Annotated in this window: 12 protein-coding genes; all 12 read right to left on the bottom strand. The window is 69.8% G+C overall.

Going from position 1 to position 13,994, the window contains the following annotated elements; translation table 11 throughout:
- Positions 1 to 26: 26 nt before the first annotated feature.
- The 12 genes from A6M56_RS07115 to A6M56_RS07060 are packed head-to-tail and all read right to left on the bottom strand — an operon-like array spanning position 27 to position 13,993.
- Entirely contained in the window at positions 27 to 1,283 is a 1,257-nt protein-coding gene (locus tag A6M56_RS07115) for a beta-ketoacyl-[acyl-carrier-protein] synthase family protein (RefSeq protein ID WP_062738100.1), read from the bottom strand.
- Positions 1,283 to 2,509 carry a beta-ketoacyl-ACP synthase gene (locus A6M56_RS07110; RefSeq protein ID WP_102079253.1) on the bottom strand — a complete coding sequence of 409 codons (1,227 nt, stop codon included), beginning with the start codon at positions 2,507 to 2,509 and terminating at the stop codon, positions 1,283 to 1,285. Before A6M56_RS07110 ends, A6M56_RS07115 begins: the two co-directional genes overlap by 1 nt.
- Complete coding sequence (locus A6M56_RS07105; protein WP_045218715.1) at positions 2,509 to 3,237, bottom strand: 3-ketoacyl-ACP reductase FabG2; 729 nt, start codon at positions 3,235 to 3,237, stop codon at positions 2,509 to 2,511. The genes A6M56_RS07110 and A6M56_RS07105 overlap by 1 nt, the downstream gene beginning before the upstream one ends.
- On the bottom strand, positions 3,234 to 3,707 hold the full coding sequence (locus tag A6M56_RS07100) for a hotdog family protein (RefSeq protein ID WP_045220300.1): 474 nt from the start codon (positions 3,705 to 3,707) through the stop codon (positions 3,234 to 3,236). The genes A6M56_RS07105 and A6M56_RS07100 overlap by 4 nt, the downstream gene beginning before the upstream one ends.
- Positions 3,708 to 3,709: 2 nt before the next feature.
- Positions 3,710 to 4,897, bottom strand: a complete 1,188-nt coding sequence (locus A6M56_RS07095) for a beta-ketoacyl-[acyl-carrier-protein] synthase family protein (protein WP_045218714.1) — start codon at positions 4,895 to 4,897, stop codon at positions 3,710 to 3,712.
- The gene (locus A6M56_RS07090) at positions 4,894 to 7,317 is read right to left on the bottom strand and encodes an MMPL family transporter (RefSeq protein ID WP_102079254.1); all 2,424 of its coding nucleotides are present in this window, start codon (positions 7,315 to 7,317) and stop codon (positions 4,894 to 4,896) included. The genes A6M56_RS07095 and A6M56_RS07090 overlap by 4 nt, the downstream gene beginning before the upstream one ends.
- Entirely contained in the window at positions 7,317 to 7,967 is a 651-nt protein-coding gene (locus tag A6M56_RS07085; RefSeq protein WP_045218709.1) for an outer membrane lipoprotein carrier protein LolA, read from the bottom strand. The genes A6M56_RS07090 and A6M56_RS07085 overlap by 1 nt, the downstream gene beginning before the upstream one ends.
- On the bottom strand, positions 7,955 to 8,401 hold the full coding sequence (locus tag A6M56_RS07080) for an acyl-CoA thioesterase (protein ID WP_102079255.1): 447 nt from the start codon (positions 8,399 to 8,401) through the stop codon (positions 7,955 to 7,957). The genes A6M56_RS07085 and A6M56_RS07080 overlap by 13 nt, the downstream gene beginning before the upstream one ends.
- Positions 8,388 to 9,980, bottom strand: a complete 1,593-nt coding sequence (locus A6M56_RS07075; protein WP_062738255.1) for an HAL/PAL/TAL family ammonia-lyase — start codon at positions 9,978 to 9,980, stop codon at positions 8,388 to 8,390. The genes A6M56_RS07080 and A6M56_RS07075 overlap by 14 nt, the downstream gene beginning before the upstream one ends.
- On the bottom strand, positions 9,973 to 11,685 hold the full coding sequence (locus A6M56_RS07070; protein ID WP_102079256.1) for a glycosyltransferase family 2 protein: 1,713 nt from the start codon (positions 11,683 to 11,685) through the stop codon (positions 9,973 to 9,975). The genes A6M56_RS07075 and A6M56_RS07070 overlap by 8 nt, the downstream gene beginning before the upstream one ends.
- Positions 11,682 to 13,367 carry an ApeI family dehydratase gene (locus tag A6M56_RS07065; protein ID WP_102079257.1) on the bottom strand — a complete coding sequence of 562 codons (1,686 nt, stop codon included), beginning with the start codon at positions 13,365 to 13,367 and terminating at the stop codon, positions 11,682 to 11,684. Before A6M56_RS07065 ends, A6M56_RS07070 begins: the two co-directional genes overlap by 4 nt.
- Positions 13,364 to 13,993 (bottom strand): COG4648 family protein, encoded by a 630-nt coding sequence (locus tag A6M56_RS07060; protein ID WP_373271717.1) that lies wholly within the window; start codon positions 13,991 to 13,993, stop codon positions 13,364 to 13,366. The genes A6M56_RS07065 and A6M56_RS07060 overlap by 4 nt, the downstream gene beginning before the upstream one ends.
- Between the last annotated feature and the right edge of the window lies 1 nt (position 13,994).

Genomic DNA, 13,994 nt, shown 5'->3' with positions numbered 1-13,994 from the left:
GAAGGGCACTCCCTGTGGTTGGTACGTCAAGAATCAAAGGCGCCGTTGACGGCGTCGAACATCAGCCCGGCGCAACTGCCGCCGAACCCGAATGAAATCGACAGCGCCCGCCCGATGCGCGCCGCGCGTGCCTGCCGCACCAGGGGCAGACCCGCGACGGCAGGGTCGGGCGTGTCGATGCCGGCCGAACCGGCGATGAAGCCGTCGCGCATCATCAGCAAGGTATAGATGGCTTCGTGTGCGCCTGCTGCGCCCGGCGGGTGGCCGGTCAGGCCCTTGGTGGACGAGAACGGCGGCACTTCAGCGCCAAACACGGATTGCAGCGCCAGCAGCTCTTCCGCGTCGCCCGCCGGGGTGGACGGGGCATGCGTGTTGATGTAGTCCGGCGGCGCGCCCGCCTCGGCAAGCGTGCTGCGCAGCGCGCGGGCGATGCCGTGCGCCCGCGGCGATACCATCGAGCCGACATCGGTGCTTTGTCCGAAACCCGTCAGCTCGGCATAGATGCGGGCGCCGCGTGCACGCGCATGGGCCAGCGATTCCAGTACCAGCATGCCGGCGCCGGACGCGAGCACGAAGCCGTCGCGCGCCACGTCGTAGGGCCGGGATGCGCGCTCGGGCGCGTCGGCCGTGGCGTGCGAGAGCGCACCCATGGCGTCGAAGAACAGCGCGTAGCTGTCGTGCAGCTCCTCCGCGCCGCCAGCCAGCATGATGTCCTGCTGGCCCGAGCGGATCCACTGCGCCGCCTGGCCGATCGCCAATGCCGACGTGGTGCATGCAGACGACGGCGAGTAGCTGATGCCGCCCAGCTCGAACATCTGCGCAAGGTTGGCCGACACGGTGCTGCTCATGACCTGCGGCACGATGTAGGGCGAGGCGCGTTCCACGCCGCGCGTGCGGGCCACGTCCAGCGCCGCGTCGTAGGCCGCAAGCGCACCCGTGCCCGATCCGGCCACCACACCGGCGCGGCCCGATTGCAGGGCGGCGGCATCCAGACCCGCATCGTCAATGGCCTTGCGCGCCGCGTGACACGCCAGGCGCGCGGTCTGGCCCATGAAGCGATCGAACTTGCGCGCAAACGGCGGTTCGTCGTCAATGGACGCAACACCGGCCACCTGGCTCGACAACCCGAGCGCCTGCCAGGCCGGTACGTGCGAGAGGCCGCAGCGCCCTTCGCGCAGGGCCGCCGAAACCGCGTCGAGCGTATTGCCCAGGCACGACACGATGCCCAGGCCCGTCACGACCACACGTTCCTGCGCAGCGGGGGGGCGCGAAGCACTGGCCATCAGCCGACGCGCTTGAAGATCAGCGACGTGTTGATACCGCCGAACGCGAAGTTGTTGCTCATCACGTAGTCGGCGTCGATGCGGCGTGCGCTGCCGGCGATGTAGTCCAGCGGCGCGCAGGCCGGGTCGACGTGCTCGAGGTTGAGCGTCGGGGCATACCAGTTGCGCTTCATCATCTCGATCGTCCACCACGCCTCGATGGCGCCGCATGCGCCCAGCGTGTGTCCGATGTAGCTCTTGAGCGAGCTGATCGGCATGGTCGGGCGAAACACCTCGGCCGTGGCCTGGCTTTCGGCCACGTCGCCCAGGTCGGTCGAGGTGCCGTGCGCGTTGACGTAGCCGATGGCGTCCTGTGACAGGCGCGCGTCCTGCAACGCGAGCCGCATGGCCTGGCTCATGGTGGCGGCGGTGGGCTGCGTCATGTGCGCGCCGTCGGAGTTGCAGCCGAAGCCGACCACCTCCGCGTGGATGCGCGCGCCGCGCGCAACGGCGTGGTCGTAGTCTTCGAGCACCAGCGTGGCTGCGCCTTCGCCCACGACCAGGCCATCGCGTGCCTTGTCGAACGGGCGCGGCGTCAGGTGCGGTTCATCGTTGCGCGTGCTCGTGGCGTACAGCGTGTCGAACACGGCGACGGCCGGCGCGGACAGCTCTTCGGCGCCGCCGGCCAGCATCATCATCTGCTTGCCGGTGGCGATGGCTTCGTACGCATAGCCGATGGCCTGGCTGCCCGACGCGCACGCGCACGAAGTAGGGATGATGCGGCCTTTCAGATCCCAGAACAGCGCCACGTTCACGGCCGCCGTGTGCGGCATCATCTGCACGTAGCTGTTCGACGTGACGCCCTGCATCGAGCCCGTATCGAGCATGCTGCCGAACGCGCGGATCGGCTGCACCGAGCCCGACGACGAACCGTATGCGACACCCATGCGGCCATCGGCGATGGAGGTGTCGCCGCTCAGGCCCGCATCGGCCAGCGCCAGCTCGCTTGCGCGCACCGCATACACCGACACCGGCCCCATCGAGCGTGTCTTCTTGCGCGGGTATTCCGGCGGCGTGGTGAAGGCGGGCAGCGGGCACGCCAGGCGCGCATGCAGGGTGTCGAAGTAATCCCACTCGGGCATGCGGCGCACGGCATTGCGTCCCTGCTCGATGGCCGACTGGATCTCGCTCCACTCGGAGCCCAGGGCGGTGACGCCGCCCATGCCGGTCACAACGACGCGCTTCATCAGATCATCCCGCCGTTGACGCCAATGACCTGGCGCGTCACATACGAAGCGGCATCCGACATCAGGAAGCCCACCACCGCCGCCACCTCCGCTGGCTGGCCGATGCGGTTCATCGGCACGGTCTGCAGTGCGTGGTCCAGGTGTTCGACCTGCGACAGCATCTCGGTTTCGATCAGCCCCGGCGCCACGCAATTGACGGTGATGTTGCGCGAGGCCAGTTCCACCGCCAGTGCCTTGGTCGCCCCGATCAGCCCGGCCTTGGCGGCACTGTAGTTGACCTGCCCTCGGTTGCCCATCACGCCCGAGACGGACGCAATGGTGACGATGCGGCCGCCCTTGCGCGCACGCACCATCGGCATGGTCAGCGGGTGCACGACGTTGTAGAAGCCGTCCAGGCCGGTCTCGAGCACGATGTCCCAGTCTTCGTCCGTGAGGGCGGGGAAGGCCGCGTCGCGCGTGACGCCGGCGCACAGGACGATGCCGTAGTAGGCCCCATGCGCCTGCACATCGGCTTCCAGGTGGATGCGGCAGGCGCTGCGGTCGCGCACGTCGAACTGCAGCACGCGGGCCGTGCCGCCCTGCGCCTGGATGCCGGCCACCACGGCGTCGGCCTCGCTGCGGCCGCTGCGGCAATGCACCGAGACGTCGAACCCGTCCGACGCCAGCTGATAAGCGATGGCGCGGCCGATGCCGCGGCTCGCACCCGTCACAAGAACACGGCGGCTCATGCTGTGAAACTCCCTTCAATGAATGCTTGGAAATCGGTCGGCTGGTACACCTTGATGACGGCGCTGGCCAAAGGTTCGCCCTCACTGCGGATTGTGCACTCGTAGGCCCCGTGGCCCTCAGCACTGCGCAGCAGTTCACGCGCCTCGATGCGCAGCGGCCGGCCGTGCGGGAAGGCCGGTACGGCCGCTTCGACCCTGCGCGAGCCCAGCAGCACGCCCGGCCGCGCTGGCTGGCCGTTGCGCATCGACAGCAGGCCGACGTGCGCAGCAATGGCCTGCGCCATCAGCTCGATGCCGATCCACGCGGGCATGTTGCCCTCCGCGTCGGCATACCAGGCGGCCGGGTCCACATGGGCCGTCGCCGCGAGCGATTCGTCGTCCCACGCGTCCACCCCCGCGAGCAGCAGCATGGTGCCGCGATGGGGCAGGATGGACTCGATGGGCAGGGCACTCAGTTCGGCATCGGTCATGTTCATCCCCGGCCCAGGATCAGGCTCGCGTTGCTGCCGCCAAACGCGAACGAATTGCTCATCACGTACTGCCCGGCGGCCAGGCGGCGCGTGTCTTGGATCAGGTCCAGTGCGGGCAGCGCGGGGTCGGCCTCGCCGTCCCAGAGGTGGCGCGGCAGGGCGGTGGCATCGTCCGCAAGAGCCAGCCATGCGAAGCCGAGCTCCGTCGCCCCCGCCGCGCCCAGCGTGTGCCCCGTGAAGGGCTTGGTGCCGCTGGTGGGCACACCGTGCGCAAAGACCCGCGCCATGAGGTGGGCTTCCATCTCGTCGTTCTTGCGCGTGGCAGTGGCATGCAGGTTGACGTAGCCGATGGCGTCGGGCCCGATGCCGGCATCGGACAGCGCAGCACGCAAGGCGCGCTCGGCACCGGCGCCGGTCGGGTCGGGCGCGGAAATGTGGTGCGCGTCGCTCGATTCACCCACACCCGCCAGGCGCACGGGGCCGGGCTCGCGGCTCATCAGGAACACCGCCGCCCCTTCGCCGATGTTGATGCCCGCGCGGTTGCGGCTCATCGGGTTGGTGCGTGCGGCACTGGTCGATTCCAATGAGGCGAAGCCCTGCAGCGTCAGCTCGCACAGCGAATCCGCGCCACCCACGATCACCGCATCGCACAGGTTCAGCTGCAGCAGGCGGCGCGCCGAAGCGAACGCCTTGGCACTGGATGTGCACGCGGTCGACACCGTATAGGCGGGGCCCGTGGTGCCGAGCGCGGCAGCGGCGAACGGCGCCAGCGTGCCGATTTCCATCTGCCGATAGTCGAAGGCCGCAGGCAGCGCACCGTGCACCCTGGCATGGCGCAGCGCCGCCTCTGCCGCGTCGATGCCCGACGTGCTGGTGCCGAGCACGATGCCGATGCGGTGCGCGCCGTACCGCGCGCGGGCGGCCTCCAGCGCGGGCCGGATCTGCGCGACTGCGGCAAGCAGCAGACGGTTGTTGCGGCAATCGTAGGCAGCCAGGTGTTCGGGCGGCGCAAGTTCGAGCGCCGCCTGGGCGCGCCCGACGATGGCGGCCGTGCCGTCCGGGCGCTCGGCCGCGATCATGCCCGGCGCGTGTCCGGCTTCCAGGTTGCGGCGGATGGCCGGCACGTCATCGCCGAGCGCGTTGACCATGCCCAGCGCGTGCAGGTAGACGGAAGCTGAAGAAGCAGTCATGAGGATCGATGTTTCGAGTGCGGCAGCCTCGGCGGCATGCCGAGCGGCGCCAGCGCCACCGCAATGACGATGCCCAGGGCCAGCGTCATGCCAAAGCTGCGCAGCACCGGCATGGCGCTCGTGCCCAGCAGGCCAAACGACAGCAGCGTGGTGGCCGCCGAGAGCAGCACGCCCACCCACACGCCGCCAATGTTCGCAGGATCGCGCACGCAGCCCTCGCGCAGGAAGACGGCGTAGTTCGCGCCCACGCCCAGCACCAGCATCAGCGCGAGCCAGTGGAAGAGGTTCAGCGCAATGCCCGCGTAGCCGTACACCGCAAACGTGAGGCCGACGGCGCAGACCACCGGCAGCGTCACGCGCACGCCGGCGGCCACGCCGTAGCGCACGCAGAACAGCGCCAGGATCAGCGTGAGCGCGCCCGCCAGCCACCAGCCGCTGTCCACGCGGTACGCGGCAAACAGCCGTGCCACGCTGGCCGGCTTGTCGACGAAGCGGATGCCGGCATCGGCATCGGCCAGCGCAGCCAGCGCCGGCAGTTGCGACGCCATGGCTCCGACCGGAATGACGATCGCGGCGAAGACCGCAGGCGCCTCCGGGCTTGCCACCTGGCCGAGCCACAGGTGGCGGTACGGCTGCGACCACGGCGTGGCCAGCCACGCATCCACCGTGAGCGGGCTGCCGGTGGCACGCTCGAACGCGTGGATGTAGCCTGCGGCGATGTCGGGGCGGAAACCGGCATCGGTGAGCGTGGCACGCAGGGCTTGCGGGTCGGCAAAGACGCGCTGGGCCAGGCGGGAACGGTCTTCAGCCTGCCGGCGCGCTGACGGCACGAACTGCGTGATGGACTGCACGCCCTTGAGCGCCGCGCCCGCAACGGGCCCTTCCAGCCGGCGCTGCAGGGCCTCGGCACGCTGCAGGACCTGCTCGGCAGAATCGCCCTTCACGACAAAGAACTGCGTGTTGTTTTCCACGCCAATGGCCTCGCGCACCACGGCTTCCTGCCGTGCAAGCTCGGGGTCGCGCTGGATCAGCAGGTGGATGTCGTCGTCACTGGTCAGGCGCAGCCAGCCGGGCACCGCGGCTGCGGCAACGAGGGCCAGGCACAGCCACGTGCCGCGGTGGGCAAGCGCGGTCTGCCAGCCGGACAGCCAGCGTGCCGCGCCGCGGTAAGACCGCTGCGACTGCCGCGGCGCATTCGCCAGCAGCGCCGGCAGCAGCGAAACCACCGACAGGAACGCGGCCCCGATTCCCGCGATGGCAAAGCATGCAATCTGGCGCAGCGCCGGAAACGGCACGCCGACAAGGATCGCGTAGCCCAGCAGGCTGGTGGCCAGCGCAACGACCAGCGCCGGGCGGACGTTGCGCGCGCTGCGCCGCGCATCGTGTCCGGCCTCGGCACCGAGATGGCCGACAAAATACTGGATGGAGTAGTCCACCGCCTCGCCGATCAGGCTGGCACCGAATACCAGCGTGAGCAGATGCAGCTTGCCGAAGACCAGCAGCGTGGCCGCCAGCGCGAACACGATGCCGATACCGGTCGACACAAACCCGAGCACCAGAAAGCGCGGCGAGCGGAACACCCACAGCATCAGCACCGCAATGCCGAGGGCCGAGACGATGCCGATGCGATGCAGCTCCTGCTCCGACGCATGGCGCGCCGCGGCCGCGTAGAACACGGCGCCGGTGCGCGCGAGCGTCACATCCGGGAAGGTGTCCGCCAGCGACTGCTCCGCCTGGGCGACGGCGGCGCGCACCTCGGCCTGCGTTTGTGCGTCGTAAGCAGAGGCCCCGAGCGTGGTGGTGACGAGCACGCTCGTCGTGCCGCCGTGCCGGGCGAGGAGGAAGTTGTCTTCGAGTTCGAGCCGCGTGGTGGCCAACGGCAGATCGGCCAGCCAATGGCCAAGCCAGCCGAACGGATCGTCGGCCAGCGGTGCGCTGAGGCCGGTTTCCACCGGTGCATAGAGCCGCTGCGCGAGCAGCGCCGGCAAGGCCGTGCCGCCGGCATCCAGCGCGGCGCGATCGCCGGGCGCGAGCAGCCCGAACCGATAGGGCAGGTAGAACCGCGTGATCTGGCCCGCATCGAACGGCGGCAACTCGGCGATGACGTTGCGAAACGCCGTGCTGCGCTTGAGGTCGGCACCGAGCTGCAGCGCCGCCGCCTTGGCGTGCATGGCGTTGCGGCTGCTGACGAGGAAGACCGTGCGATCGCCCAGCGATGCGGCAAGCGTGTCGACGGCTTTCTCGGCGACGGGGTCGACTTCCGTGGCGGGCAGCAGCGCGAGCAGGTTCGTCTGCAGCGCGGCGCCGCCGTGCAGGCGCACGCCGCAGTAGACCAGCGCGATCAGCACGGCCGCCAGCCAGCCGAGACGAACGGCCCAGGCGGACGGGCTCGAAGTGCGCAGCGCCAGCTCTTGCGCCATCAGGGCGCCCCCAACAGGGTGCGTTCGGCCGCGGAGGGCGCGTCCACGCGCGTGCTGCCGGTGAAGTCGATGCGCGTTTCATCGCCATTGGCCGAGCGGATGCGAATGCTGCGCACATAGGTGTCGCCGGCCAGGTCGAGCCCGCGCAGCGCTTGCGCCAACTGCGGCTGGGCCGGCGTGAGCTTCAGTTGCCAGCGGCTGGCGTTGCCCTGTGCGTTGACGCTGAACTGCGAGTACAGCGCCGACAGGTCGCCCGCCAGCATCGCGCGCATCATCCGCGACACCTGTGCCACGCCGGCGGCGTTGCGGGTGCCGCGTGCCATCGGCTTGTCGTTGGCATCGAGCGTGGTGACGCCGGCGTCGGTCATCACGTACGTCATGCGCGTCGGCTGCTCGATGCGCCAGATCGCGCCCTGGTCGCGCACGAACAGCAGCGTGCCGCTGCTCACCAGCGGCTTCTGCAGGGCTTGCAGGGTCTGCGTCTGCACGAACTGCGCGCGCACGCCCCGGGCTTGTGCGAGCTGCGCCGCCACTTGCGAGACGAGTGCGCTTTCCTGCGGCGCCTCGCTTGGGGCCGCGCCAGCGAGCGCGCTCATGGCCAGGGCCAGGGCGGCCAGGCACGCGCGCATGGTGTCGTTCAGCCCAGCCATGCACGCTCCACACGTTCAATCAACACAGGCGGCGACACGAACTGCAGCTCACCGGTACGCGCGCACACCGCCACCTGCGTGGTGTAGCCCTTGGTCAGGCGTGTGCCCGACGCGCAGTCGACGATCTCGTAGGCGATCTTCAGCCGGTTCTCGTATTCGACCAGCGTGGCGCACACCTCGATCTGCTGGCCGTAAGTGGCCGGCTTGATGTACTTCAGGTGCGCCTCCACCACGGGCCACAGGAAGCCCGACTCGCGCATGTCGCGGTAGTCATGGTGGAAGCGGCGCAGCAGCGCGGCACGGCCGATTTCGAAGTACTTCAGGTAGTGGCCGTGCCAGCAGACGTCCATGGCGTCGACGTCGTGAAAGGGTACCTCCACGCGGGCGCTGGCGGCGAGCGGTGGATGGCCGGGCGGCAGGTCACGGGCGGTCATGGGCGTCCCCTTCGATAAGTTCGCCGCGCTCGATGGCGAGCGTGAGCGCGCGCAGCTCGGCTTCGAGCGGGCGGTCTTCTTCCACGAACCCCGACTGCGCGCCCACGCGGTCGATGAAGGCTTGCACCGGAGCGGGCACCTGCGTCGATGGATTGAGGCGGCAGCGCAGCCGCACGGCCTGCACCGCCGCGAGCGTGTGCGCGGCCGCCACCTGCTCCGTCAGCTCCAGCACACGCAGGCAGTCGCGCGCGGCAATCGTGCCCATGCTGACCTTGTCCTGGTTGTGCGCCTCCGTGGAGCGCGAGAACACGCTGGCCGGCATGGTGTGCTTGAGCGCCTCGGCCGTCCATGCCGACGACGAGATCTGCACGGCCTTGAAGCCGTGGTTGATCGGCGCACGTTCTGCCGTGGCGCCCGACAGGTTGCGCGGCAGGCCGTTGTTGAACTTGTCGTCCACCAGCAGCGCCATCTGGCGGTCCATCAGGTCGGCCAGGTTGGCAACGGCCGTCTTGAGGGCGTCCATCGCAAACGCGATGTGGCCGCCGTAGAAGTTGCCGCCGTGCAGGACCTCCTGTGCATCCGGGTCGATCAGGGGGTTGTCGTTGGCGCTGTTGAGTTCGTTCTCGATGTCGCGGCGGATCCACGACTGCGCATCGCGTGCGACCCCGATGACGTGCGGCGCACAGCGGATCGAGTAGCGGTCTTGCACCCGGTGCGCGGAGGTGTCGTCCCAGTCGGCCAGGTCGGCGCGAATCCAGGCGGCGACCTCTGCCTGACCGGCATGCGGCTTGGCCGCAAAGATGGTCGGGTGGAAGTGCGCCGCGCGGCCGTCCAGCGCCACGGTGGCCAGGGCCGTCAGCCGGGACGACAGGCGCACCAGCTGCTCGGCCCGCGTGTAGGCCAGGCATGCGAGGCCTGTCATCACCGCCGTGCCGTTCATGAGCGCCAGCCCCTCCTTCGGGGCCAGCGTGATAGGCGGATGGCCCAACTGCTGCCATACGCCGGCGGCGGGCTGCAGTTGGCCGTTGAAGAGCACCTCGCGCTCGCCAACGAGTGCGGCGGCCACGTATGACAGCGGCGTCAGGTCTCCGCTCGCGCCCACCGAGCCCTCGGCGGGAATGCGCGGCAGGATGCGATGGTTGATCAGGTCGGCCAGGCGCTGCAGCAGCACGTAGCGCACGCCGGAATAACCGTGCGCGAGCGAGTTCAGCCGGGCGGCCACCACGGCCAGCGTTTCGGCGGGCTCGAGATGGCGGCCCATGCCGCAGCCGTGGTAGCGCGTGAGCTGCAGCGGCAGCGCCTCGACCAGCGCCATCGGCACGCTCACCTGGCAGGCATCGCCATAGCCGGTGTTGACGCCATAGATGGTCGCGCCGTCGGCCAGCCGTTCACGCAGGAATCGCGCGCCGCGCTCGATCCGATCGCGCCAGGCGGCATCGGCATTCAGCCGCACCGGCTGCCGGCCATGCGCAATGGCGACCACGTCTTCGATCGTCAGGCGGCGGTTGCCGATCACAACGGGGTGCTCGCCGGCCGCCGCGTGCGCTGGCGCGGGTACGTTCAGATCGTGTTCAGCCATGGGCGGCATCCTTCTTGGGGCTCGCCCAAAAATCGAAGAAGTTGAACCATTGGAAAGGGGCCTTGCGGCAGTAGTGCTCCAGCCGCTCGGCGTAGCGTTGGGCCAGGGCGCCAAGATGGCGTGCACGCTCGGCGCGCGGCAGCTCGATGCGCTCGGCGAACGGCTCGAAATACAGCGTGTGGTTCTGCCCGTGCTTCAGGCAGAAAAACAGATAGACCGGGCAACCGAGCGCGTGCGCGAGCACGTACGGCCCCTGCGCAAACTGCGCCGATGCACCGAGGAAGCGCGCCTGCACCGTGCGGCCGGATTCGTGCGCCGGCACGCGGTCGCCCACGATGACGAGCAGCTCGCCTGCGTCGATGCGTTCCTGCATCAGCATGGCCGTAGCGGGGCCGAAATCCGTCACCTGCATCAGGTGCGAGACGACATCGGGATGCGCCTGCGCCAGTACGTGGTTGAAGCGCTGTGCATGCTCGGTGTAGACGACCGCCGTCACCTTGGCGTGGCCGTTGCGGGCGGCCAGCGCGCGCGTCATCTCGAGGTTGCCCAGGTGTGCGCCGATCACGAGCGCGCCACGCCCGCTGGCGACGAGCGCCTCGAACGCGGACGGGTCATCGAAGCGCACGCGCTCGCTCTTGACCTGGCCCGACCACGCGGCGAGCTTGTCGAGCCCCGATTGCGCAAACGCGATCATGTGGCGATACGAGGTCAGCCATCCCGGCTGCGGCAGGCCCGCGCTCGGCATCGACGCATGCAGCCGCGCGAAATACTGCCGCGAGGCCTCCCGCGCGGTGCGCCCCGTCAGCAGGAAGTACGCAACGATCGGGTACAGCCACAGCGAGGTGAAGCGCGTGCCGAACACGCGGCAGCTCAGCGCCAGGAACTGCATGCCCAACCGGCTGCCGCGCTCGGCCATGCGCCACCAGCCTTGCTGTGCGCCGGAGGCGGCGGGATGGCGCCAGCGCGGCAGGAACTTGCCCGCCAGCAGCACGGGCAGGCGCGCCAGCATGCCGGCCACCAGGCGCGTGTGGCTTTTGCTGATGCGGACGTTGTCCCACAGGACATCGAAGTGCGACAGGCCGCCCGGCTCGTACGTCACGCGCGTGGGCAGCGTGACGATGCGCGCGCGGCGCCAGTGCAGGCGTACAAGGATCTCGATGTCGAAATCCATGCGCGTGGGCAGCGCCACGTCGTCGATCAGCTTGCAGGCCAGCGCCAGCGGGTAGATGCGGAAGCCGCACATCGAGTCGCGGATGTCGAACGACAGCGTCTCGATCCATACCCACACGTGCGTGACGTAGCGTCCGTAAAGGCGCGCCTTGGGCACGCTGTCGTCGTAAACGGGGCTGCCGAGGATGACGGCGTCGGGCGAGGCTGCGGCCGCGGCCAGGAAGCGCGGCACGTCGGCCGCATCGTGCTGGCCGTCGGCATCGATCTGCAGCGCGTGCGTGTAGCCGGCGGCGTACGCGGCGCGCAGGCCGGCCATCACGGCGGCGCCCTTGCCGCCGTTCACGGGCAGGCGCAGCAGCGTGACCTGCGATGCATACTGCCGGGCCAGCGCGGTCAGCACGGCTTGCGTGGCCGCATCGCTGCCGTCATCGACGATGAAGATCGGCAGCCCATGCACCGCCAGGTGCGCAACCGTGTTGCCGATGGCGTCCTTGTGGTTGTAGATAGGGATGACGATGGCGGTGCGCGGGTTCACGCGGCCTCCCGATGGGCCTGATGGACGAATGCGCCCGACGCGCACTCCCGCGCGCCCAGACGGGCGGTAAAACGCACGCGGCAGCGCTCCGGCTCGTGCGCAAGACGCAGTGACACCACCGCGCCCGGGGGCACCGGCGCCATGAACTTCAGCTGATCGACCGAGGTGACCGCGCGCACCGCCGGATTGCGGGCCGCTGCCAGGCGTATGGCCCAGTCGATCAGCACCACGCCGGGCAGGATCGGCAGGCCGGGGAAGTGCCCCTCGAAGTGGATCAACGACGGGCTGACGCGCAGTTCGTAGTGGTCGCCCTCGGCGTCGCTCACGTGTGCGAGCGTTTCGAAACCTTCGGCGCCCGGGCGGAACGCGGCAGCCACGGCGGACGCCGGCAGCTTGCCGCGTGCATCCACCGGCAGTGCCATGCAGAAGCGCCAGCGGCGCGGGATCAGGGTGGGCTCGGTGTAGGCAGACAGGTGACGGCGCAAGGTCTTTGCCAGCGCCACGCGGCCCTGCGTACGCAGGGCTTCCACGCCCGCCGGCGTGAGCGCCACCAGTGCGCCCAGCCGTTCGCGCGATGCCCCTGCCAGCAGCGCGGCGGCAGCCCTTGCCACGAACAGATGCGTGCCGAGCCAGTCCTCCATCTCGGGGAGCGAGACGCGCTTGCCGTCTACCTTGACGACGCGATCGAGCCGGCCGCGCAGGATGAAGCGGCCGCTGTCGTCAAAGGCGATGGCGTCGTCGGTGCGGTGCCAATCGTCGTGCGGCAGATGCGGTGAGCGTACGGCCAGCGCGCCGTCGGCTTCCTGCCGGATGGCAACGCTGGCAAACGGCTGCCATGCGAGGGACTGATCCTGGCGGCGCCAGGCGATGCCGCCGGTCTCGGTGCTGCCGAACACTTCGATGGGCGCGCTGCCGTGTGCAGTGGCAAAGGCCGCGGCGGCTGCGGCATCCAGCGGCCCACCGGACGAGAACACCGCCGGCATGGGCGGCAGCCCCTCAAAGCCGGGCAGCTGGGGCCAACGGGCCAGTTGCGCCGGGCTCGAAACCAACGCCGCCACCGGCTGCTCCGCAAGGGCGCGCTGCAGCGCAGCCGGCTCCGAGACGGTCTGCCGGCTGAACGCACGCCCGGCCGCCAGCGGCCAGAACACGCGGAACAGCAGCCCATAGATATGGTGATGCGGCACGCTGGCCATCACGGCGCCGGTACCGATCTGCATGCCCCATTGCTGCTCGAGGGTCACGACTTCGGCGTCGAACTGCGCGAGCGTCTTCTGGATCGGTTTGGGCGTGCCGGTGCTGCCGGACGTGTACAGCGTGATGGGCGCATGCCGGTCGACTGCATCGAACGCGAGGGGGCCGGCGTGCGGGCCGATGGCCGCGAGGTCTGCATCGGTGACGAGCGCATCGTAGGCACCGGCGAGCGACTCCAGGTAGGCCGGTGCGGCACTGGCCGGAATCACGACGTGCCTGCCGCAAGCGAACAGCGCGAACAGCGCGCAGGCAAAGGCGAACGGGTCTTCCACGCACAGCGCCACGCGCGCAGCCGGCTGCGCGGCAAATGCGGCGGCCCAGGCGGCCACGCGGGCACGGAAGGCGCCATGGGCAATGTGTTGCCCGCCATCGACGCACACCAGGGCATCGTCGGGCCGCGCGGCCGACAACAAGGCATGGAGCGGAGTCATGCAGCCTCCGATGGCGGCGCATGCGGGCGCACGACCCAATGACGGAACGCCGCCTCGGCCGCGATGAGGCCACCCACCAGCACGTACGCGATGACGCCGTTGTACAGCGCCCACGCGCCGCGCGACCACGTCAGCGCGGCCACGACGGCCATCAGCCCGTTGAGCGCAAAGAAGCCGCACCAGACCTGCGTGACGCGCCGGGTATAACGAACGGCACGCGGCTGCAGATGGGGCAGGCGCATGCGCGCGAATTTCTCGATCATGGAAGGGCCGGAGCGCAGCGTGGCTGCAAAGCTCAGCAGCAGCCCCGCGTTGACCAGCGCCGGATACAGGCGCAGCAGCCGCTCGCTGTCGGTAATGGCCACCGCGGCCGACGTGCACGTGAGCGTGCCGGCGATCAGCCAATCGAGCGGCGTGAGCTGGCGCAGCAGCGACGACACGCTGCCCGCGCCGATCCACCGCTGCAGCCAGAGCAGCGCCAGCAGCGCGACGCCCGCATAGCGCGGCGTGCCGAAGTGCCAGGCCCCGATCAACACGAGCGGGTATGCGACCTTCAGCGCCGTCTGGGCAGCGGCGCGCGTCCGGTGGGGCAGTGCTGCAGATTGGCGCGCCGGTTGCGTCTGCATC

It is taken from the genome of Ralstonia sp. RL (assembly GCF_001683835.1).
In the GTDB taxonomy this organism is placed as follows: domain Bacteria; phylum Pseudomonadota; class Gammaproteobacteria; order Burkholderiales; family Burkholderiaceae; genus Ralstonia; species Ralstonia mannitolilytica.
Note: the sequence above shows the minus strand (reverse complement) of the source record. Positions and strands in the feature narration are given on the sequence as shown.